The following is a 20,741-nucleotide window of genomic DNA, read 5'->3' on the forward strand; positions in this document are numbered from 1 at the left end:
GTAATTATTTAATTTTAAATATAAACCACCTCAATCGAGGTGGTTTTTTTTGATATATACATCAAAGAACTCTAAAAGAAGCTATTAGTAAAAAACAAACCCATAGAAGCACAAAATATACGAATTAGTGCAGAGGGTCAATTTTCTATGAAAGAATTACTTAAAAATGAAAAAAGTTTACATTATTAATAATAAAATCAAATAATTTAACATTTAGCAAAATATAGTTGATATTTTGAATTATCAACAAAAACACGTGCTCGAGAAAGATACATCCATAGAAATTAATTATAATCATAAAATTATATTAATAAATTTAGAATAATTAACATGGAATTATCACTTTCGCCGCCAACTAATTCTAATAACATAATAATGAAAACAAAAGTAAATGGAATCTTTACGCTTCTTTTAGCGTTTGTTGTGCATTTAACATTTGCACAAGAAAAGACGATTTCAGGTACGGTGACAGACCAAGATGGTCTGCCATTACCTGGTGTTAACATCGTCGTAATTGGTACAACCAGTGGAACACAAACAGATTTTGATGGAAATTATTCTATCACGGCTAACACCGGTGAAACACTTTTATTCACCTATGTAGGACAAACAAATAAGAAAGTAGCCGTAGGTGCAAGTACTATAATTAACGTTCAAATGTCCGAAGATGCTGCCGCTCTTGACGAGGTTGTAGTTACCGCACTTGGTATTAAAAAATCCGAGAAATCAATTGGGTATGCTGTCCAAAATGTTGACGGTGATGATATCGCCGAATCACGCGAATCTAACTTAGTAAATGCCTTAAGCGGTAAAGTGGCAGGTGTTCAAATTACTAATAGTAGTGGTGCTGCTGGAGCGTCTTCCCGTATTGTATTAAGAGGAGCATCTTCTATTACAGGTAACAACCAACCTTTATTTATTATTGATGGTATTCCAATCGATAATAGTAACCAAGGTAATTCAAGCGCATTCGGAGGTATAGATTTACCAAACGGAGCTGCCGATATTAACCCTGATGACATCGCATCAATTTCTGTTTTAAAAGGTCCTAATGCAGCTGCTATATACGGATTAAGAGCTTCTAATGGGGTGATTGTAATTACTACGAAAAGAGGAGCAAAAGGGCAAGATATAGGCGTAACTATAAGTAGTTCAATAAGTTTTGAAAACCCGCTTATCTTACCAAGTTTTCAAAATTCTTATGGACAAGGTAATGTTACTAATAATTTTGACTGGGTAGATGGAACAAATGGAAACGGTGGTGTCGATGAAAGCTGGGGTCCACCAACAGATGTTGGATTAGAGTTTGTTCAATGGAATTCTTATACTGTAGATGGAGCTCCATTACCCTGGGTATCTCAGCCAGACAATGTTAAAGACTTTTATGAAACAGGTGTTAGTTTAAATAATAACGTTTCATTGAGTGGAGGTAGCGAGAAATCTTCTTTCAGACTTTCTTTTTCTGGTTTTGACCAAAAAGGAATGGTTCCTTTTACTGATTTCAATCGTTACACTGTTGGTGGTAATTTCACTCACGAACTTTCTTCTGCTATTAGAGCAGGTTTAAACGTAAGATATATAAAATCAGGAAGTGACAACGTAGTAACTCAAGGATATAGCAATGACAACCCTACACAGCAAATTAATGGTTTTGCAGGAAGAAACGTGGATTTTTCTGCCTTAAAAGACTGGCGTAATTTGCCACTTGCTGCAGTAGGCACAAATGCAGAAGGAACTCCAATAAACTGGAATACAGTTTACCAAAACAATGTTTACTGGCAATTAGAAACTAACACAAATGCTTTTAATAAAGATAGAGTTATTGGTGGAGCTGATGTTTCTATTGATCTAACGGATAAACTGACAGTAACTGGTAAAACTGGTATTGATTACTGGACATCTAATGTAACTGTTAAAAGAGCTCAAGGTAGTAATGCTGACCCTGAAGGTAGATTCAGTCTTGACACTCAATCAAGGTATGAAATTAACTCTGAAGTTTTATTCTCTTATAGCACTGAGATAAATAAGGATTTTGATTTATCTTTAAATGTTGGTGGAAATAGTTTAGTTCGTACATTTGATCGTTTACAAATGGAGGCTCCTCAGTTAGAACTTCCTGGAATATATAACATTAGTAACGTAAAATCAGGTATTACACCTGTAATTTCTAATTACACTAGTGAACAACGAATTAATAGTGTTTATGGTTTCGGACAATTAGGTTATAAAAACATGATGTTTTTAGATTTTACTGCCAGAAATGATTGGGCTAGTATTTTACCTGTTGAAAATAATTCATTCTTCTATCCTTCGGCAACACTTAGTGCGGTCATAAGTGATATCTTTAAAATGCCTAAAGACAAAGTATCTCTATTTAAACTTAGAGGTGGTTGGGCTCAAGTTGGTAGTACAGGAGCATTAAGCCCTTACCAATTACAACCAGTGTATGAATTTAGTGATTCACCTTTTGGAAGTACATCTTTAGCATTTTTCCCTAGCTCATTAAACAATCCAAAAATTGGACCTGAAACAACAACTAGTATCGAGGCTGGTATAGATTTAAGATTATTCCAAAATAGGCTAAGACTGGATGCCACTTATTACGATTCTACAAGTGAAGATTTAATTGTTAATGTTTTGGTTAGTGGATCAAGTGGTATTACTTCCACCATTCAAAATATTGGAGAAATGAATAATAAAGGTATTGAAATTCAATTAGGAGGTACTTTAGTAAGAACTGACAATTTATCTGTAGACTTAGATTTGAATTTTGGGAAAAATAATAACGAAGTTGTATCTCTTGGAGATAACTTAGAAACTTTAGTAATTGGTTCTCAATGGAATGTAAATACGGAAGCTAGGGTTGGCTTACCATACGGTACATTATATGGTCCTGCTTTTGAAAGAAGTCCAGATGGTGAAGTAGTTTACGTTAATGGTTTACCACAAATTGCAGATGAAAATAAAGTTTTAGGTGATATACAACCTGATTGGACTGGTGGTGCTAATTTAACTGTAAATTATAAAAATTTCAGTTTTGGCGCCCTTGTTGATGCTAAAATTGGTGGAGACATTTACTCTATTACGAATACATGGGGTAGATACGGTGGTATCTTAGAGGAGACACTAATTGGAAGAGAAACAGGTGTTGTTGGAGATGGTGTTAAGCTAAATTCAGAAGGCGTTTATGTACCTAATGATGTAGTTGTATCAGCTAAACAATATAATCAAAATTCATTTAGTAATGCAATAGCTGAAAGCTCTGTTTTCGATGCTTCCTATGTGAAATTAAGACAAGTATCAATTGGCTATAATATCCCGAGTAAACTACTTATAAATACACCTGTAAAATCATTAACATTTTCTGTTGTCGGCCGTAACTTAGCAATTTTACATAAAAATGCTCCACACATCGATCCTGAAAGTGCTTTCAGTGATTCAAACGCAAGTCAAGGACTAGAGTCAGGACAAATACCTTCTGCACGCAGCGTTGGTTTTAATATTAATGCTAAATTCTAAAAAATATTATGAAAAATAAAAGTATAATACTTGTAGTTCTTTGTACTCTACTCACATTCTTCGTAGGTTGTGATAGGGATTTTGAAGAAGTTAATTTAAATCCTAACGATCCGACAGAAGTTCCTGCAGATTTATTGTTAGGTAACTTATTGTTCAGTACCGCAAATGCCCTATACTCAGTTCAGGCATCAATTGACCAGGGCTCAGGATGGGCTCAGCACATGGCCAAAGTTCAATATAATGATGAAATGCGTTATATCCCAAGAGAAGGTACAATTCTAGGCGCTTGGAATAATTTTTACGTAATTACAGCTTCTGATGGTAGAAAAATGGCCGACTTAGCTATAGAACAAGACAATACCGCTATTCAAGGTGTAGCTTTGGTTATGCAAGCTTATGGTTTTCTAATGTTGACTGATTTATTTGGCGATATTCCTTTCACCGAAGCTTTATCAGCTGAGGCAGGTAATACGTTGGCAGCTTATGATGATCAAGAAGTTGTTTACGCTGGGTCAATAGCGTTTTTAGATCAAGCTATTTCGTTGCTTTCTTCTAGCACGGATGAAATTAGCTCAAGTCAAGATTTAATATTCTCCGGAGATAAATCTTCTTGGATTAAATTTGCATCGTCACTTAAATTTCGTGCATTAATGCGTGAATCTGGAGTAATAGATGTATCTGCACAACTACAACAATTAGTAGATGCAGGTAACCTATTTTCTTCAAGAGATGAAGAAGCTAAATTCCCTTATTTAGAAGCAGATCCAAATGCAAATCCTTTATTCGAAACGGTAGATTTTGGCGGTAGAGGTGAATACAAAATAAACCAAGTTTTGGTTGAATACATGGATGGCACCAATGCTATAACAGATGCTAGACTTGCTGTTTATGCAGAACTTAATGATGATGATGAATATAGAGGAAAACCTTCTGGATTATTAGATTTACCAAGTGATGAATTTGGCTATACGAATGTTTCTAGTATCGGTGCAAAATATTTAGCTCCAACGGCACCTGGTTACTTTGTTTCCTATACTGAATTACAATTTTTACTAGCAGAAGCTGCTAAAAAAGGATTTATTAGTGGAGGAGATGCTGCCGCTGAAACTTACTATTTAGCGGGTATAAGATCTTCTTTAGCAGAAAATGGTGTTGAAGATTCTTTTGATACTTATGTCGCTCAAGGTACGGTAGCGTATACTACAAACGCAGCTATTGAAAAAATTGCATTACAAAAATGGATAGCTCTTTACGGACAAGGAATGGAAACATGGATTGAATGGAGAAGAACAGGTATTCCTGAATTAACTCCAGCAATAGCAAGTACTTTAGGGTCTATACCAGTAAGGTTTACTTATCCTAATTTAGAATCGTCATTAAACGGAACTAATTATGATGCCGCAGTTTCAAGTCAAGGTCCAGATGCATTAACAACCCCAGTTTGGTGGGATAACAATTAAAAAAAACAGAAATGAAAAATATAAATTTTTTAACGTTAATTTTATTTCTAGCATGTTTCGCACAATCATGCGATAATGACTTAGAAAAAAATGAATCTATAGTTCCTGAAGCTGTTGGTGGTTTGTTAACTGTAAACAATCAGGCAATATCTTATGTTGCTGGCTCAGATGGAACTTATACTTCATCGGGAAGTGTATATCAAGGTGATGTATTCACCACAAAGATTGATGTTTACAAGTCATTTAATACAGTTGACGCTGTTACTAATGATGCACTAGTCAGTAATGAAGTTTTGTTAACTTCACTAGATATTGAGCAAAATAGTGGTGCTACAGTACCATACAGCTTTAACTTCACATATGAAGATTTAGCTAGTGATTTAACTGTAGAGGGTACTGCTTTACCAACAACAGATTCAACATTAAATATTGGAGATTTCTGGACACTTAAGTATGTTGCAACAACATCAGAAGGTACTGTCCATGAAAATTCAGTAATTACTAAGGTTGCTGTTGGAACTAGATACGCAGGTGTTTATACCGTAGTTGAAAGTGCTTATTGGAATTCTGGAAGTAATTTAGGAGGATGGAATGACAATGAAGTTATTATTGAATCTGTTGATGCCACGATTTATAGACATGTAGGTTTAGGAACTTTCGATGACCAGGAATACTACTTTACAGTAGATAGTGCTACAGGTGTGATAACTGTTCTTCCAACAGACCCTGAAGGAAATGCTGTTTTACTTAATACTTCACCAATTATGACATGTGCTGGATCTAGTGCTTTCGAAAGTCTTATTTGTGATAATAATACTAATCTAGCAACGCCTGATGATGTAAATGGTGAAGATCAATTACAACTAACTGTAGGATACTTTAGAGGAGTAGGAGCTACAAGAGAATTTTACGAGAAATTGGTGAAAAAGGTTGACTAATTAATATCCAAAAAATACAAAAATGAAAAATAAATTTTTAAAATATACTTTGGGCTTGGCAATTACAGCTTTTACGCTAGTAAGTTGCGATGATGACCAAAATGTAGACCAAAGTACATTGGTTCCTACTAATCCCACAGTGAGTGTAGCCTTGTCTTTTGATAATACTACTACTTTAGTAGAACAAAATGCAGATTACAACTTTACAGTTTCTTTGAGTGAACCACAAGTAGTTGATGTAAAAGTGTATTTAAGCCAAACCGGTGGTGATGCGACTCTTGGTGAAGATTATGACATGCCAGATAGTGTAATTATTCCAGCAAATGCAAATTCTGTCACAGGAGTTATTTCAATTTTAGAAGATGATACAATTGAAGATTTAGAAACTGTAATTATTACTATAGGTGCAGGTGTAAGAACAGCCAATGCCAATGTAAATGCTACAACTGTAACATTTAATATCGCTAATTTAACAACAGGTGATTTATTAGCAAACCTATCATGGGCAGCATCAGAATTAACAACTGATAATTCAGGCACAGAAATTGAAGCTACTGACCTAGCTGATATGCGCCTTTTAGTTACAGATGTACCTTATTCTACTATAATTAAAGAAGAAGATGGCGCTGCGTTTGAAACGATTACTTTAGATGCAACTACACCCGATGGAGAGTATTATATTGTTGCTGACTTTTTTGCTGCTTCAGAAATACCAGCTGACTTAGATATTACTATATCATTTGATCAAGTAGGTGTTATTAATGGAGAAACTTATACATTCCCTGCTGCTCTTAATACTGGATCTTCGTGTTCAGCTGTGTATGCAATACTCGCAAAAATAACTAAAACTGGTGATTCTTATGAAATTGAAGAAGTAGGTCAAACCGTTACTAGTATAGATATTAGCGCATTTGTTGGTACTTGGTCAGGTAAAGACTCTTTTGGATACGAAACACAAGTAGTAACATCTTTAGATATTAATGGACAACTTCAAATCACAGGAATGGGACTTGGATGGATGTTAGATTATTGGGAAGAAATAGTAACTAATCAAGAAGTATTACCTGTTACAGTGAATGTTGAAACTGGTGAATTTACTATCGATGAGGCTTATTATTTAACTACAACTTGGAATGGTGCTATTCAAGACGATTACAACTTAAGTGCAACGGGTACATTAAACCCTTGTTCTGGAGAAATGTCTATTGTTTATGACTTTATTCAGGCTGGAACATCGTTTACTGAACAAGATTACGGACCAGGAGAGTTTTCTGAAAACATTACTCTTGATTAAAACAAAGAGTATTAAATAAAAGAAAGGCTAGTTAATTAACTAGCCTTTTTTTATACCTTTGCCCCAATGGAAAACAATACTCAGATTTACGGAATAAGAGCAATTATTGAGGCAATAAATGCAGATAAGGCAATTGATAAAGTCTTTATTCAAAAAGGTCTTAAAGGCGATTTATTCAAAGAATTTGAAACGCTTATCCGAAGAAATGGGATTAACTCCTCCTATGTTCCCATTGAAAAATTAAATAGGTTAACCAAGGGAAATCACCAAGGGGTTATTGCTACCATATCACCTATTAAATTTTTCACGATTGAAGAGTTAGTAGAGAACGTTTCTGCAAAAGAAACTACTCCCCTATTTCTATTGTTAGACCAACTATCCGATGTTCGTAACTTTGGTGCTATTATTAGAACTGCAGAATGCACCGGAGTAGACGGTATCATCATCCAGAAAAAAGGTGCTGCACCCGTCACTGCAGATACGATCAAAACTTCTGCTGGTGCTGCTTTTAAAGTGCCCATTGCAAAGGTAGATCATATTAAAGATGCTGTTTTTTATTTACAGGCTTCTGGAATTAAAACAATTGCTGCTACCGAAAAAACAGAAAGTTCTGTCTATGATATCTCCTTCAAAGAACCTTGTGCTATTATCATGGGGTCCGAAGATGTAGGAATATCTCCTTCCATCTTAAAAGTTGTAGATGATAAAGCTAAGCTTCCTTTACTAGGTGAAATAGGATCCTTAAACGTTTCTGTTGCTTGTGGTGTATTTCTATACGAAGCCGTGAGACAACGCAGTTTGTAATTCTCTGTTACCTATTCTGGTTTTTCATTTTCCTTATAGTGGTATGTAATTACAATTTCCTGATGGACTTCTAAATCCATTTCAGGCTCTGGCGTACGTTCTATAAAGTTTCCATTTTCATCAAAGTGTTGTAGAAATTCATCTTCTTCTTCCTTATAATCGTCCCGTTCCCAATCATATTTTTTCAATTCTGGAATTGGAGTTTTAAGATAGTATGCAAAGAAAAAACCAACTAAAAACCCAGACAGATGCCCTTCCCAAGAAATGTCATCCTGAATAGGAAAAATATACCAAAGCATACTGCCGTAGACAAAAACAACCATTAGTGACAATGCTACCAAACGGTAATATTTGGTAAAAATGCCCTTGAAGAAAATAAAACTTGCCAATACATAGATTAGGCCACTCGCTCCAATATGATAGGACTCTCTTCCTATTAACCACGTAAAAATACCCGATAGTAAAATTCCGTAAGCGAGAATATAAAATGCATTCTTTCTATAAAAGTAAAATAGAGAAGCCGTCAATACTGCCAATGGCACCGTATTATTATAGAGGTGCTGCGCAGAACCGTGAATAAAGGGGCTAAATACAATACCCCGAAGACCACTTATAGTCCTTGGGTACACTCCAAATTTGTTGAAATTAATTCCTAATCTAATTTCCACTAGAAACACCATCCAAATAGCAAGTACAAAAAATAGCGGCACTAGAAGTACGCTATTGGTAAATTGGAACTGTTTGGATGCTTGCATACAAGTAATTTATAAAATGGAAATCAAAAACACAACCAAAATCTACAAACATGATAAATTGTCATAAGTAGAATTTGTATTTTTGCACTATGAATGAACCTCTTGCAGAGCGCGTACGCCCGAAGACATTAGAAGATTACATTAGTCAGCTTCATTTAGTTGGTGACAATGGCTCTCTTACGCATCAAATTAAAAAAGGAATAATTCCTTCTTTGATTCTTTGGGGCCCTCCTGGCACCGGTAAAACCACTTTGGCAAATATTATAGCTACAGAAAGCGGCAGACCTTTCTATACCTTAAGTGCTATAAATAGTGGTGTAAAAGATATACGTGAGGTTATAGATAAAGCAAAACAAAGTGGTGGCTTATTCACAACCAAAAATCCGATACTATTTATTGATGAGATTCATAGGTTTAGCAAATCACAACAAGATTCCTTACTTGCTGCTGTAGAGAAAGGATGGGTAACCCTAATAGGTGCTACTACTGAAAATCCTAGTTTTGAAGTGATCCCCGCATTACTTTCTAGATGTCAAGTATACATTTTAAAAGAATTTGGGAAAGATGATTTAGTTGCTCTTTTAAAAAGAGCTATTGCTATAGATAAGCATTTAAAATCTAAAAACATACATCTAAAAGAAACCGATGCCCTATTGCGTTTATCGGGTGGGGACGGCAGAAAGCTTTTGAATATCTTTGAGCTTGTTATCAACTCTGAAAGCGGAGACACTATAGAAGTAACCAATAACTTGGTACTACAAAAGGTGCAAAAAAATACCGTGCGCTATGATAAAACCGGCGAGCAACATTATGACATTATTTCGGCGTTCATTAAATCTATCCGAGGTAGTGACCCTAATGCCGCAGTATATTGGTTAGCACGAATGATTGAAGGTGGCGAAGATGTTAAATTCATTGCACGTAGAATGCTCATCGCGGCTTCTGAAGATATTGGATTGGCTAATCCTACTGCACTTGTAATGGCTAACACTACATTCCAAGCAGTAACCACCATAGGTTATCCTGAAGCACGAATAATCTTAAGTCAATGTGCAATTTACCTAGCTACATCACCAAAAAGTAATGGAAGTTACATGGCCATCAATAGAGCACTTAAAACAGTGACAGATACCGGTGATCTGTCGGTGCCTATAGCCTTAAGAAATGCTCCAACAAAATTGATGAAAGATATAGGTTACGGTGCGGAATATAAATATGCACACGACTATCAGAATAATTTTGTTGAAGCAGAATTTTTGCCTGATGATATTTCAGGAACGTCTTTTTATAAGCCAAATAACAATCAGCGTGAAAATGCTATAAAGGAGTTTCTTAAAAATAGGTGGAAAGATAAATATTCCATCTAAAATTTAATATCCAAGGCTTTTACTTTCAATATATCACCGTCATAAAACTCAAAGTACCAAGCGCCATCTTTTGCGTACACCAAACCTTTGTTTCCTGAAATCTCTTCTCCTAAAAAGATAGTAGCCTGAGATGTCTTGAACATTTTCATAACTATTTTTGGAGAGCTGTCTACCAATTGATAGCCATTCAAAATATCTTGGGCATATAAGCCGCCGTTGGAAGTTGCTACTTTATTTGCTTCCAGTATTGGAGTTGCTTTTACTACCGATTTCTTTTGTACTTCTTCAGATGTCTCTACCACAGCAGTTGTAGTAGCCTCAGCAGGCGCTTGCTTTACCGCAGGTAAGCTTTTTGCATCATTTTGATAGGATACCTTTACCGGTTCTGTTGTTGTTCCAGCATAAGAATAGGTGTAGCTAGATAATGGCTTTAGGGCTGCTCTAATTGCTTCTGAGTATGAGGCATTGTATTCTTTTTGCTTACTGGTACCTTCTATAGATTTGTAGATTTCTTTACCAGAACAATCTTCAAGGACTAAAGTAGTTTTGGTGGTAAACATATTAGAACCATCAATAAGCTTTGCATATAGTGCCACACACCTATTTAGATTCAACTCTGATGGTAAGTCGTTACTATAAACAACATTCACATCACTTTCTGTAAGCAAAAATTTTACAAGTGTACTAGATTTATACTGGTTGGGACTTTTAAACGATTCAAATTGTGTAGGAACTACAACATACTTATACTCGTTAATTACTTCTTGTCCGTAGAAATTAGCACAAAATGCTAACATTAAAATGGGTACTATCTTTTTCATGAGGTCTCTTATTTCTTGCCCCAAGATATAATATTTAATCCAAATTGTACTGATGCATATTTGCTATTAGCCAAATTTGAATATCCGATTAGATTATCAGCCATTAAATACATATTTACAGGACCAGCTTGAAGACTAGCTCCTAGACCAATATTCGTATATGAAAACTTATCTATGGTGTACGTAGTTTTCAAACTCATTACATTGCCTAAGCGATGCTGATAAAATGCGCTTAATGCTGCTTGCGGCCCTCTTGGTCTATTAATGGCATACAATTGCGCGCCATAACTATTTTTATAAACGCGACCTCTATTGTTTCCACCGGAAGTACTCGTACAATAACAAGCCTCTTTTGATTCTATCTCTTTACCAAAATCTCGCCTTATAGATGTATAGAATTTTGTGGGCCTAAAAGTGATGTAATTATCACTACCCTCTTCATAAGGTACCAAATCTTCCAAATCATCCACAAAAGTTCTCCATTGGTCTTCTGTTGAATTAAGATCTTCTGGTAAACGAACTTCTAAACCTTCTGTACTCGCAAAACCTTTAACCGAATATGTTCTGACATCTTTGCTGTGATAAATAAAACCTACATCTATTAAACTACCTGTAAAGACCGTTCTTTCATCAATATTATAGGTAAAGCCTAAATCAAAACCAACACCCAAATTACCTCCTAGTAATGCTCTTTTCCCTAAAACACTAGAAATAGCAGCACCATTAGCTTGCGAGTCATCATCTATAATATCTTTTAACTCAAATACACCAGAAGTTTTAATTTCAACATCGGCTTCAAGCGTACTTTCTAATAAGTTATCATCTCCTTGTGTCGTGACAAAATAGCCTTTGTTCTTTGTAGACGTAAAATTTAGTAAACTAGAATAGACCTTAGCACGGAACCCCATGGTTAGCTCATTAGAAATCTTTTTATTGATTCCGAAATGGTAAACATTCAAAATTTCGCCTCTAGTTTTAAGGTGATTTAAATCAAACTTTTTATTTAAATTATTGGTATTTCCTTCATAAGCTAATAAGGCGTAATCTTTAAAGAAATAGCCAATAGCATCTCCTTCATTATAAGCACCAAAAGAATAAAAGATATCTTCATTATTTTTACTTCTAAAGCCAATGTTTAGCAATTCTACTTGGTAAGTACCACTTAGTTCATCACTAAAATCCATTCCATAAATGACCTTTTCTCTAAATTTGGTATTAAAATCTACGCCATCATTTGCAAAAAGATCGTTAGACTTTAAACCGCTACTTCCCGCTTGAAAAGAAAAGCCTGAAATTAATGGAACTCCTGCATACCACTTAAAAGAGGTCTTCATCCCTGGGTTTAATAATAGCGCTTGAGGCACTTCATTAAAATCATAAAGCAGCTGTTTATTTTGACTGTTCACAAAGAAACAACCAAATAATAGCACTATAATAAATATGTTTCTTAATCTCATTCTATAACCCTCAACTTAAAACTAGCGCTAGATCTAAAAATTAGTTTAGGATCAGGAAGAGATGATACACTTGTACTCCCGCTATTATTTGTAAAAATAACTTGTAAACTTGATGTGCTTTTTATAATATCTATGCTTTTGCCTGCGGCTGTGCCATAAAATATTTCTTCATCAATAATATCTATTGGTGGCGCTTCTGCTGTAGAAAAGTTCAGGACATCTAACGGAGAGCCCGCTTCATTCAAAAATATTACGCGAATATCTAGCTGTTTGCTAGTGCTATTTTCTATTTGAAATGTTAGGGATCCTGATATAACTCTATCAGAAAATAGTTCTGAATTAAAGCCATCAAAATTTATATTCTGTGATATTACTGGAGAAGCATTAATCAAATCTTCTGTAGACTCAAGATAAAGCACGGGACCAGTAGCATCTGTGATTACATCTAAATCTCTTGCTTGGTCAAAATCTTGCTCATCAGAACAAGCGCTGACCACTACCAAAAGTAAGAGTGGTATGAATAAATAGTTTATGATTTTTTTCATTGCAATTATTTCAATTCTAATATAAAGTGTTGATTAGAATTAATTAGTGTCTACAGCTTAGCAACGTCATAAGTACAATTTTATTTCACTTAAATCAGTAATCATATCACAATATTCGTGCTTTTGCTCATTATGTGCGTTAAAATGCAGGGCATTTAAACCTGCTGCTTGCGCGCCAAGTATATCTGCCTCAAGACTATCACCAATCATAAGTGCCTTTTCCGCTGGCACATTTGCCATCTCTAAAGCTAAGTCAAAAATGATAGGATTGGGCTTTTTAACACCTGCCATTTCCGAATTTATAACCTGATGGAAATACGGTGCTATGTTAGAATTTCTAATCTTTTTATTTTGCACCTCTTGAAATCCATTGGTGATGATGTGTAAATTATACTTAGGTTTCAAATAGTCTAAAATAGCAATAGCATTAGGGAACAAATGATTATAGGTAGCTAAGTTAGCTATATAAGCGTCAGACAAACTATTTATTACAGCATCACTAACCTCAAGACCTAAAGTGTCAAAGGTAGTTTTCAAACGCTGATACCTCAGCGCTGTTTTTGATATCTTCTCCTCCCGGAACAAACGCCAAAAGACAAGATTATTAGGTACATATACTTCTAGAAAATCTTCTAATGAAACAGGCACATCATGCGTCACCAATATTTTTTCAAAAGTGAGTGCGGAATTTTTTTCAAAATCCCAAAGGGTATGATCTAAATCAAAAAAAACATCGGTAACTATATTTTTAAACATGGTATTTTTTCACTACAAATTCATATAATTCTTTCCAGGACACTTTACTTTTCTCTCCGAATAATTCATTAGAAAAAATAGTTATAAAGCCACCATTTACTTTTTTAACTTGTGCATAAACACGATCCAATTTCTGTGTCATCTCATCTAAAGAAGCATATTTTACAAAGGTATAATCATGTACGGCAAATGGATGTATTTTAATAGGTTGCTGTACTTCTAAATTGATATCGTATAGATAAAAAGGTGTGCACGTACTTGCCCTAAATCCTATCTCGTGAGTATACCCCATCGTAAAATCATCTGTAAACTCTGCCTCTACCAGCCTTCTATACGTGGCCGGCACATCTACCCTATTGTATCTTAATCTAGAAGAGTTTATAGGTCTATTGATAACGTTAGACAAGTTTTTCTTTTCTTCTTTCAATAACTCTGTATCATTAAAAGAACCATAAGAAGCACATAAGGATACTGTACTATAATCTGAAATAGACTTGATTAAAAATTTGAATTTATTATTATTAACCGATATGTTTTTATCAAAAGTAGAATACTCCGCGAATTGAAAAAAGAACATGCAAAGAACTTTGTACTTTTTATGAAGTTCTATAAGCCAGTCATAATTATTATACGGATCTTTTTCTGGACGAAACCAAACCGAGACCCTTTCTGCCACGCGTTTAAATTTAAGAGAAGAAATATCTAAAAGCAAACCTGCTAAACTTCTAACAATACCTTTATGAGAATAGCAATGAGAAGAGCTTACATCTATGATCGATGTAAATTTATAGGCGCTCTTTTTAGATTCTAATTCCGGAAAGCGCTCTTGCAATTTTTCTAAAAATTTATATGCCCATAAATCTACCACAGGTAATTCTAGAAAATCATTCTTAAAAGCTAAACTCTCTTGTGGAGGAAACCTATTGTGTATATCTTTTACATGCGGAAGGTACTCTTCATACCTACTTAACAAATAAAAACTAGCAGAAAATACATCAAATGGTAAGTTACTGCGTTCACCTGCAGCAAAAAAACAAGGAATTCCTTCCCAATCCTGTACTTTTATTTGAAGGTCATTAATCCCTTGTTCAAACAAAAGATCATTACTCCTAATGAAAAATTCATTTTGTAAGGGTAATTTGGTATAGGTAATTTTTGGTCCTGAATGTTTAATAAAATCTTCTACTTTGGCCGTAAAACTAATTTCTACATTTAAAATACGGTCAAATATTTGCTTCATTACGAAACTAAATCTTGGAGTAATTTTATGAGTGTAAATTAGAAGCATAGGTATTCTCTTGTCAGAATATTAATTAAAAAAAAATAGTCATTAAAGAATATTTTCATCTGCAAAGCTAAAATATTCTGATTGAGTGATGATCAAATGATCTAAAACTTTTATATCTAGTCCTTCTGCAGCATTTTTTATTTTCTGAGTGATCTGTTTATCGGCCATACTAGGGTTTAGCGTACCAGAGGGGTGATTATGTGCTAAAATAATAGCAACAGCACTAAATTCTAGTGCCTCTTTCATTATTAACCGTACATCTACTAAGGTTCCTGTAATACTTCCCTTGCTCTGCTGAGAGCAATGCAACACTTTATTGGAATTATTAAGAAAAACTACCCAAAATTCTTCGTGTGGTAAATCTCCCATTTTAGGTTGTAGTAATTCAAATACACTTTTACTACTTGTAATTTTAGTGATTTTATGTGCATCTTCTCCCCTTCTACGTCTTCCTATTTCTAATGCTGCCGTAATACTCACTGCTTTTGCCTCGCCAATACCTTTAAACTGCATTAGCTTTTTTACCGATAATTTTCCTAACTCATTGATGTTGTTGTTTACCGATGCTAGAATTCTCTTAGAGAGTTCAACAGCACTTTCATTTCTGCTACCTGAACCAATTAAAATAGCAATAAGCTCAGCGTCTGAAAGGGCTGTTTTTCCTTTTGAAATTAGTTTCTCTCTAGGCTTATCATCATCTGCCCAATCTTTTATGGAAAGTGAGGTAGAATTTTCTTGCATTCGTTAAAGATAAGCAACTAATTATTTTATCGTAAATTTCACTTAAATATAAACCGAACTATAATGAAATCTATATTTGATGAAACTACGAAAAATGAGCTTGAAGAGCGTATTGCACTATTGAATGAAAACTCTGAACGCAAATGGGGTAAAATGACGGTAGGGCAAATGGCTTGGCATTGCCAATATCCTTTAAAACTAGCCATTGAGAACAAACCTACTTCTAAAAAAGGAAATCTTCTAGTACAGCTATTTTTTAAAAAATCTATGTATAATGATAAAACTTGGCGGAAAAATTTACCCACTGCTCCACAATTAAAAGCAAAAGAGCCTAAAAACTTTGATGATGAAGTAAAAGTTTTGCAGCAACTAATGCACGATACACATCAATTAAAAAATAGAGAAGAATGGAATCCACATCCATTTTTTGGTCGGTTCACCAAAGAACAATGGGGCCAAATGCAATACAAGCATTTAGATCATCATTTGACCCAATTCAGCGTATAATTAGTTATGCTCTAAATGATTCTTAAACGCTACTAAATCCAAGCCTCCGTAATTACCAGAACTCATAAATAATACTACGGTATTATTATAGTCTTGTGCATAAACATACGCTTTAAATGCTGAAGCATCTGTCATAATCGTTAAATCATCTCTCTGAAAAGCTTCAGAAATTTGATCTGCTGTCACAGGATTTAATTTTTTAATAGCTACAGATTCCGGTAGGTAAAAAACAACTGGTGTATCTGCAGGATCTAATGCTCCTTTATATTCTTTTAAAAACTCAGGATTAAAACTACTATACGTATGTAGTTCTAAAAAAGCAATTAATTTTTTATCAGGATATTGTTCTTTTACGGCTTTGGTCGTTGCCGCTACTTTACTTGGAGAATGTGCAAAATCTTTATAAACAATACACGTAGGGCTCTCTGCTATTTTCTCTAATCTTTTTGAAGCCCCCTTAAAGGTTCCTATTGCTTCATAGAAATCATCTTCATCAATACCCATATTTTGACAAATCCACTTAGCTCCTGCCAAATTACTTAAATTGTGTTTTCCAAAAACCTCTATAGGCATAGGACCCTCTGGGGTATCTAATAACGTTTGCCCATTTTCTACACTATATTCAGGAGTAAGGTAGGGTAATTTACGAATGGCATTTTCTGAAGCTTCTACCACTTTAACAACATTTTCGTCCTCCGCATTATACGTAATACTCCCTCCTTTTACAATGCTATCTACAAAAATCTGGAATTGCTCAACATACGTATCAAACGTAGGAAATACATTAATATGGTCCCAAGCAATTCCGCTTAATAACGCAATATTAGGTTTGTATAAATGAAATTTTGGGCGTCTATCTATTGGTGAAGACAAATACTCATCGCCCTCTAAAATGATAAAATCGTTCTCTTCCGTCAAATGCACCATACGATCAAAACCATCTAATTGTGCCCCTACCATATAATCTACATCACGATAATGATAATTTAGCACATGTAATATCATAGAGGTGATTGTTGTTTTCCCATGACTACCGCCAATTACAACTCTTGTTTTATTTTTTGACTGTTCATACAAAAACTCAGGATATGAAAAAATTTCTAGTCCTAATTCCTGCGCTTTTAGTAACTCTGGATTATCTGCTTTGGCGTGCATGCCTAAAATTACAGCATCAAGGTTTGAGGTGATCTTCTCTGAAAACCAACCAAAGGTTTTTGGCAACAACTCTTCTGCTGCTAAACGAGTCTTAGAAGGTTCAAAGATAACGTCATCACTACCGGTTACTATATATCCTTTATGGTTTAATGCTAATGCAAGATTATGCATGGCGCTACCGCCGATAGCAATAAAATGTATATTCATGAAAGTAAAATTATGCGGTAAAGATAGGAATAGCAATCGCTATTTTCAAACCCGATTCTATATAAGATTAGGATATATATGTCCGTTTAAATTGAAAATTTTCTAGTTTAAATGTCACTTAAACGGTATTTAGTAGACTATTTCTTACATTTTCACAACAATAATGGCCTTTCTTTAACAAGTATCAGATATTTTTGATGTTCACAACCTAACCACCGTTTATGACCAATCAAAACAAAATGGATCGTATTCCATTTTTTTTATTGTTTATTATTTTTTTTGGAGTGCATACTTTTTCTCAAGCCCAAACAGGCTGTGCAGGATCTGATGCTTTACTAACAATTTGCAATAAAGACCAAGATCCATCGCTTCAAAATTTCGATTTATTTGATGCCCTGAATGACACACCACTTACCGGAGGTATTTGGTCTACTTCAAATCCGGCAAATTTTTACGCTTTTGATAGAACTACAGGAATTGTAAACCTTTGGAAAATTTTAAACTCGGGCACCCATACTTTTACGTATACCAATGATGCTTGTGGAGAATCTGCCAATGTTACTATTAACTTAGGAGGCTATTCAGGAGAAGATAACATAGATGGTAGCGCCAATGCCTGTAGCAATGAAATAGAAGTAAATATGCATCGCTTCTTAGGAAGTGAAGTTGCAGACAAAATTCAAGATTTTAATGGACTATGGGAAGCGGTAACTCCTGAGGCCGTAAACTTTTTAGAAAGAAATATTTTCAATGCTTTTGGAGCGGGTCCTGGAGTATATGAATTTACATATACCGTAGCTGCTGTAGCTACTTGTCCATCAGAGCAATCTACCGTTATCTTAGAAGTACACCCTTCACCTAACCCAGGAACAGGATTATCGCTAGCTGTTTGCGTCACTGATGATTTATCGGCCTATAGAAATTTGAACTTAAACAGTTATCTCGCTGCAGAAGATGCTAACGGAACTTGGTCTGAATCTGGTACAGGCCAACTAACAGATCTTTCTGATAATACCATAAATGTAGAGGAGATCAGAGATAATTTTGGATATGGGATCTATAATTTCAATTACACCGTTTATCCTACGCACCCTGTATGTGACGAACAATTTTCTACAGTAGCAATTAGCATCCTTCCCACCTTATCTGGTAGCTTGGAAAGCCTTAACTATTGTATCGGGAGTCCATACACCATCGATATTACTTATGATAGTACGCTTCTACCCAATGGCAGATATCAAATGGGATATCTCGTAGATCCCGCTGATGGCCTCGTAAGAGCCGAAGACGTAATTATCACCCTAACTAATGGCGTAGGAAGCTTTGATGTAAATCCTTCGCTTGTTTCTACCAATGTATATAATACCGTAAGCATTAGCTCCATTACGGGCTTTTTACCCTTGCGCAGTGTTTGTACTACTATTGATGTTTCGGAGACCACCTTTCTTGTTTCTAATTCGCAAATACAAATTGCAGAAGCTTGCCAAGACACCACTATTCCTGTGCAAATTTTAAATATTCTTGACACTACAGCGAGCTTAACCAACAGTCCGCATACCATCACGTATACGCTTACAGCTCCCGATGGCGGAACAACTACAGAAACCATAGAAAACCTAGCTTTTTCTGCAGGGGCTGCTACTTTTGAAATTGCTGCTGAGCATGCAGGTCAGGATGGAGAACATGAAGTAATGGTTACTATAGATAATGTCCTAGATGTAACCTGTAATTTACAAACCTTATTTAATGTGATTGCCACTCCAGATGCAATTACACTAACCTTACAGGTAGATAATTCTTGTAATGCTACAGAAATAAATGTGCTGGTAGCTGCTCCTATTTTACCTGATGGCATTTATAATGTTACCTATGATGTAATTGAACAAAACACAGGAACTGTTGTTATTAATAATACCATTGCCTTTGCTGGTGGAACAGCTGATTATCAAGTTGATGTTGCCCCATTAGAGCAAGGTAATTATACCATAAGCGTACGAAGCATTCAAAATGACACTACGCCTTGTAGGACTATTTTTGAGTATGAAGAAACAGAAAATTTTGCCATAAAAGGCATACCAGATATCCCTATAGGAGAAAGCAATCAAACTTTTTGTATAAGCGAATACGATACCAACGGCCCTACGCTAGAGAACCTTGCTTTTACCGCCTCTGGAGACCCTCTGTTTTATGCTACGGAAACAAGTACTGATATTCTTAGTATTAGCACCCCACTGGCTCACAATGTCGCTTATTTTATAAGTACTATTAATAATGAAAATAATTGTGAAGGCACACAAAGATTACGTGTTTTAGTATCACTTACAGCACCTATAACCCCTACAACCAGCAATGCTACTCCATTTTTCTGTGGAGGAGATGCCGCAACCCTAGCTTCTGTAGATATTACCTTTAATGAAACAGCAATTGCTTGGTATGACGCCCCTGTAAATGGAAATTTATTGCCAGCTACTACGCTTTTAGAAGATGGCGTATCTTATTACGCGGCATCAGAGAATAGCCAAGGCTGTAGAAGCAGTGAACGACTGCTACTAACTCCAACCGTTTTTACGGTTACACCACTTTCTTTGACTAGTACTGAATTTGACATTTGTGGCCTTGACAAGCCTACCATTTCAGATTTAAACAACTTAGCGGCTTTTGAAAATTATGAAATTAGATGGTATGACTCTTTGGAAAGCACGTCTGCTATAAGTGAAACTGCGCTGCTAATACCTAATACGATGTACTATGCCGAAAATTATAATGAAGATACCGGATGTATAGCTCCAAATAGAACAGCCATTACCATAGATTTATCTGCATGTAATCCTGAAGATTATGACTTCTTTATTCCTGACGGGTTCTCACCTAATGGTGATGCTAGTAACGACCGTTATTTTATACCCAATATTGAAAAAATATTTCCGGCGTTTCAGTTAGAAATAAAAAATAGGTATGGCAGAACTCTTTTCATGGGGAATATTCAAAACCCTGCATGGGACGGTACCATTAAAGGGAATAGTATCGCGCCAAACGGAGTATATTTTTACATCATACATTATAACAAAGAAGGTTTTGAGCCTAAACAAGGGAGATTATACCTCAACCGATAAGCTATGCCAAATAC

The 20,741-nt window shown here is 35.2% G+C and carries 16 protein-coding genes; 8 read left to right on the forward strand and 8 right to left on the reverse strand.

The window, feature by feature from the left end:
- The first annotated feature begins 375 nt into the window (after positions 1 to 375).
- The 5 genes from BLQ19_RS05025 to rlmB all read left to right on the forward strand — a co-directional run bounded on the left by BLQ19_RS05025 (position 376) and on the right by rlmB (position 8,015).
- Positions 376 to 3,519 (forward strand): SusC/RagA family TonB-linked outer membrane protein, encoded by a 3,144-nt coding sequence (locus tag BLQ19_RS05025; RefSeq protein WP_074537704.1) that lies wholly within the window; start codon positions 376 to 378, stop codon positions 3,517 to 3,519.
- A gap of 8 nt (positions 3,520 to 3,527) precedes the next feature.
- Positions 3,528 to 4,979, forward strand: coding sequence for a SusD/RagB family nutrient-binding outer membrane lipoprotein (locus BLQ19_RS05030; RefSeq protein ID WP_074537592.1), 1,452 nt, complete (start codon positions 3,528 to 3,530; stop codon positions 4,977 to 4,979).
- A gap of 11 nt (positions 4,980 to 4,990) precedes the next feature.
- Positions 4,991 to 5,917 carry a hypothetical protein gene (locus BLQ19_RS05035; protein WP_074537593.1) on the forward strand — a complete coding sequence of 309 codons (927 nt, stop codon included), beginning with the start codon at positions 4,991 to 4,993 and terminating at the stop codon, positions 5,915 to 5,917.
- A gap of 22 nt (positions 5,918 to 5,939) precedes the next feature.
- Positions 5,940 to 7,211, forward strand: a complete 1,272-nt coding sequence (locus BLQ19_RS05040; RefSeq protein ID WP_074537594.1) for a hypothetical protein — start codon at positions 5,940 to 5,942, stop codon at positions 7,209 to 7,211.
- Between the two features lie 66 nt (positions 7,212 to 7,277).
- Complete coding sequence (gene rlmB / locus BLQ19_RS05045; protein WP_074537595.1) at positions 7,278 to 8,015, forward strand: 23S rRNA (guanosine(2251)-2'-O)-methyltransferase RlmB; 738 nt, start codon at positions 7,278 to 7,280, stop codon at positions 8,013 to 8,015.
- An 11-nt stretch (positions 8,016 to 8,026) separates the two neighbouring features.
- On the opposite strand, the gene BLQ19_RS05050 is transcribed toward rlmB, so the two are convergent.
- Positions 8,027 to 8,770: a rhomboid family intramembrane serine protease gene (locus tag BLQ19_RS05050; protein WP_074537596.1), complete on the reverse strand. Its 744-nt coding sequence runs from the start codon at positions 8,768 to 8,770 to the stop codon at positions 8,027 to 8,029.
- A gap of 89 nt (positions 8,771 to 8,859) precedes the next feature.
- Between BLQ19_RS05050 and BLQ19_RS05055 the strand changes: the two genes are divergently transcribed.
- A complete protein-coding gene (locus BLQ19_RS05055; protein WP_074537597.1) occupies positions 8,860 to 10,137 on the forward strand; it encodes a replication-associated recombination protein A in 1,278 nt (425 codons plus the stop codon).
- Here BLQ19_RS05055 and BLQ19_RS05060 read toward each other — a convergent pair.
- The 6 genes from BLQ19_RS05060 to radC all read right to left on the reverse strand — a co-directional run bounded on the left by BLQ19_RS05060 (position 10,134) and on the right by radC (position 15,745).
- Positions 10,134 to 10,958 (reverse strand): hypothetical protein, encoded by an 825-nt coding sequence (locus BLQ19_RS05060; RefSeq protein ID WP_139150196.1) that lies wholly within the window; start codon positions 10,956 to 10,958, stop codon positions 10,134 to 10,136. The two genes, BLQ19_RS05055 and BLQ19_RS05060, sit on opposite strands and share 4 nt — an antisense overlap.
- Positions 10,959 to 10,966: 8 nt before the next feature.
- The gene (locus BLQ19_RS05065; protein ID WP_074537599.1) at positions 10,967 to 12,415 is read right to left on the reverse strand and encodes a DUF5723 family protein; all 1,449 of its coding nucleotides are present in this window, start codon (positions 12,413 to 12,415) and stop codon (positions 10,967 to 10,969) included.
- Entirely contained in the window at positions 12,412 to 12,960 is a 549-nt protein-coding gene (locus BLQ19_RS05070) for a hypothetical protein (RefSeq protein ID WP_029445341.1), read from the reverse strand. Before BLQ19_RS05070 ends, BLQ19_RS05065 begins: the two co-directional genes overlap by 4 nt.
- Before the next feature lie 66 nt (positions 12,961 to 13,026).
- Entirely contained in the window at positions 13,027 to 13,716 is a 690-nt protein-coding gene (locus BLQ19_RS05075; RefSeq protein ID WP_074537600.1) for a YjjG family noncanonical pyrimidine nucleotidase, read from the reverse strand.
- Positions 13,709 to 15,004 carry a polysaccharide deacetylase family protein gene (locus BLQ19_RS05080; protein ID WP_074537601.1) on the reverse strand — a complete coding sequence of 432 codons (1,296 nt, stop codon included), beginning with the start codon at positions 15,002 to 15,004 and terminating at the stop codon, positions 13,709 to 13,711. Before BLQ19_RS05080 ends, BLQ19_RS05075 begins: the two co-directional genes overlap by 8 nt.
- Before the next feature lie 42 nt (positions 15,005 to 15,046).
- Positions 15,047 to 15,745 (reverse strand): RadC family protein, encoded by a 699-nt coding sequence (gene radC / locus BLQ19_RS05085; protein WP_024479336.1) that lies wholly within the window; start codon positions 15,743 to 15,745, stop codon positions 15,047 to 15,049.
- Positions 15,746 to 15,808: 63 nt separating this feature from the next.
- Here radC and BLQ19_RS05090 point away from each other — a divergent pair, with 63 nt between their 5' ends.
- Positions 15,809 to 16,252, forward strand: a complete 444-nt coding sequence (locus BLQ19_RS05090) for a DUF1569 domain-containing protein (protein WP_034667324.1) — start codon at positions 15,809 to 15,811, stop codon at positions 16,250 to 16,252.
- Here the strand turns inward: BLQ19_RS05090 and BLQ19_RS05095 are convergent, their stop codons facing one another.
- A complete protein-coding gene (locus tag BLQ19_RS05095; RefSeq protein WP_074537602.1) occupies positions 16,253 to 17,614 on the reverse strand; it encodes a UDP-N-acetylmuramate--L-alanine ligase in 1,362 nt (453 codons plus the stop codon).
- A gap of 221 nt (positions 17,615 to 17,835) precedes the next feature.
- Between BLQ19_RS05095 and BLQ19_RS05100 the strand changes: the two genes are divergently transcribed.
- Positions 17,836 to 20,727: a T9SS type B sorting domain-containing protein gene (locus BLQ19_RS05100; protein ID WP_074537603.1), complete on the forward strand. Its 2,892-nt coding sequence runs from the start codon at positions 17,836 to 17,838 to the stop codon at positions 20,725 to 20,727.
- The last annotated feature ends 14 nt before the right edge of the window (positions 20,728 to 20,741 follow it).

The sequence above is a fragment of the Cellulophaga baltica genome (genome assembly GCF_900102165.1).
Classification (GTDB): Bacteria; Bacteroidota; Bacteroidia; order Flavobacteriales; family Flavobacteriaceae; genus Cellulophaga; species Cellulophaga baltica.

What these genes read in the sequence shown, in the direction of transcription:
- BLQ19_RS05040 (WP_074537594.1), top strand. Translation starts at nt 5,940, where the DNA reads ATGAAAAATAAATTTTTAAAATATACTTTGGGCTTGGCAATTACAGCT.
- BLQ19_RS05035 (WP_074537593.1), top strand. Translation starts at nt 4,991, where the DNA reads ATGAAAAATATAAATTTTTTAACGTTAATTTTATTTCTAGCATGTTTC.
- BLQ19_RS05030 (WP_074537592.1), top strand. Translation starts at nt 3,528, where the DNA reads ATGAAAAATAAAAGTATAATACTTGTAGTTCTTTGTACTCTACTCACA.
- BLQ19_RS05080 (WP_074537601.1), bottom strand. Translation starts at nt 15,004, where the DNA reads ATGCTTCTAATTTACACTCATAAAATTACTCCAAGATTTAGTTTCGTA.
- BLQ19_RS05055 (WP_074537597.1), top strand. Translation starts at nt 8,860, where the DNA reads ATGAATGAACCTCTTGCAGAGCGCGTACGCCCGAAGACATTAGAAGAT.
- BLQ19_RS05100 (WP_074537603.1), top strand. Translation starts at nt 17,836, where the DNA reads ATGACCAATCAAAACAAAATGGATCGTATTCCATTTTTTTTATTGTTT.
- BLQ19_RS05095 (WP_074537602.1), bottom strand. Translation starts at nt 17,614, where the DNA reads ATGAATATACATTTTATTGCTATCGGCGGTAGCGCCATGCATAATCTT.
- radC (WP_024479336.1), bottom strand. Translation starts at nt 15,745, where the DNA reads ATGCAAGAAAATTCTACCTCACTTTCCATAAAAGATTGGGCAGATGAT.
- BLQ19_RS05060 (WP_139150196.1), bottom strand. Translation starts at nt 10,958, where the DNA reads ATGAAAAAGATAGTACCCATTTTAATGTTAGCATTTTGTGCTAATTTC.
- rlmB (WP_074537595.1), top strand. Translation starts at nt 7,278, where the DNA reads ATGGAAAACAATACTCAGATTTACGGAATAAGAGCAATTATTGAGGCA.
- BLQ19_RS05050 (WP_074537596.1), bottom strand. Translation starts at nt 8,770, where the DNA reads ATGCAAGCATCCAAACAGTTCCAATTTACCAATAGCGTACTTCTAGTG.
- BLQ19_RS05070 (WP_029445341.1), bottom strand. Translation starts at nt 12,960, where the DNA reads ATGAAAAAAATCATAAACTATTTATTCATACCACTCTTACTTTTGGTA.
- BLQ19_RS05065 (WP_074537599.1), bottom strand. Translation starts at nt 12,415, where the DNA reads ATGAGATTAAGAAACATATTTATTATAGTGCTATTATTTGGTTGTTTC.
- BLQ19_RS05025 (WP_074537704.1), top strand. Translation starts at nt 376, where the DNA reads ATGAAAACAAAAGTAAATGGAATCTTTACGCTTCTTTTAGCGTTTGTT.
- BLQ19_RS05090 (WP_034667324.1), top strand. Translation starts at nt 15,809, where the DNA reads ATGAAATCTATATTTGATGAAACTACGAAAAATGAGCTTGAAGAGCGT.
- BLQ19_RS05075 (WP_074537600.1), bottom strand. Translation starts at nt 13,716, where the DNA reads ATGTTTAAAAATATAGTTACCGATGTTTTTTTTGATTTAGATCATACC.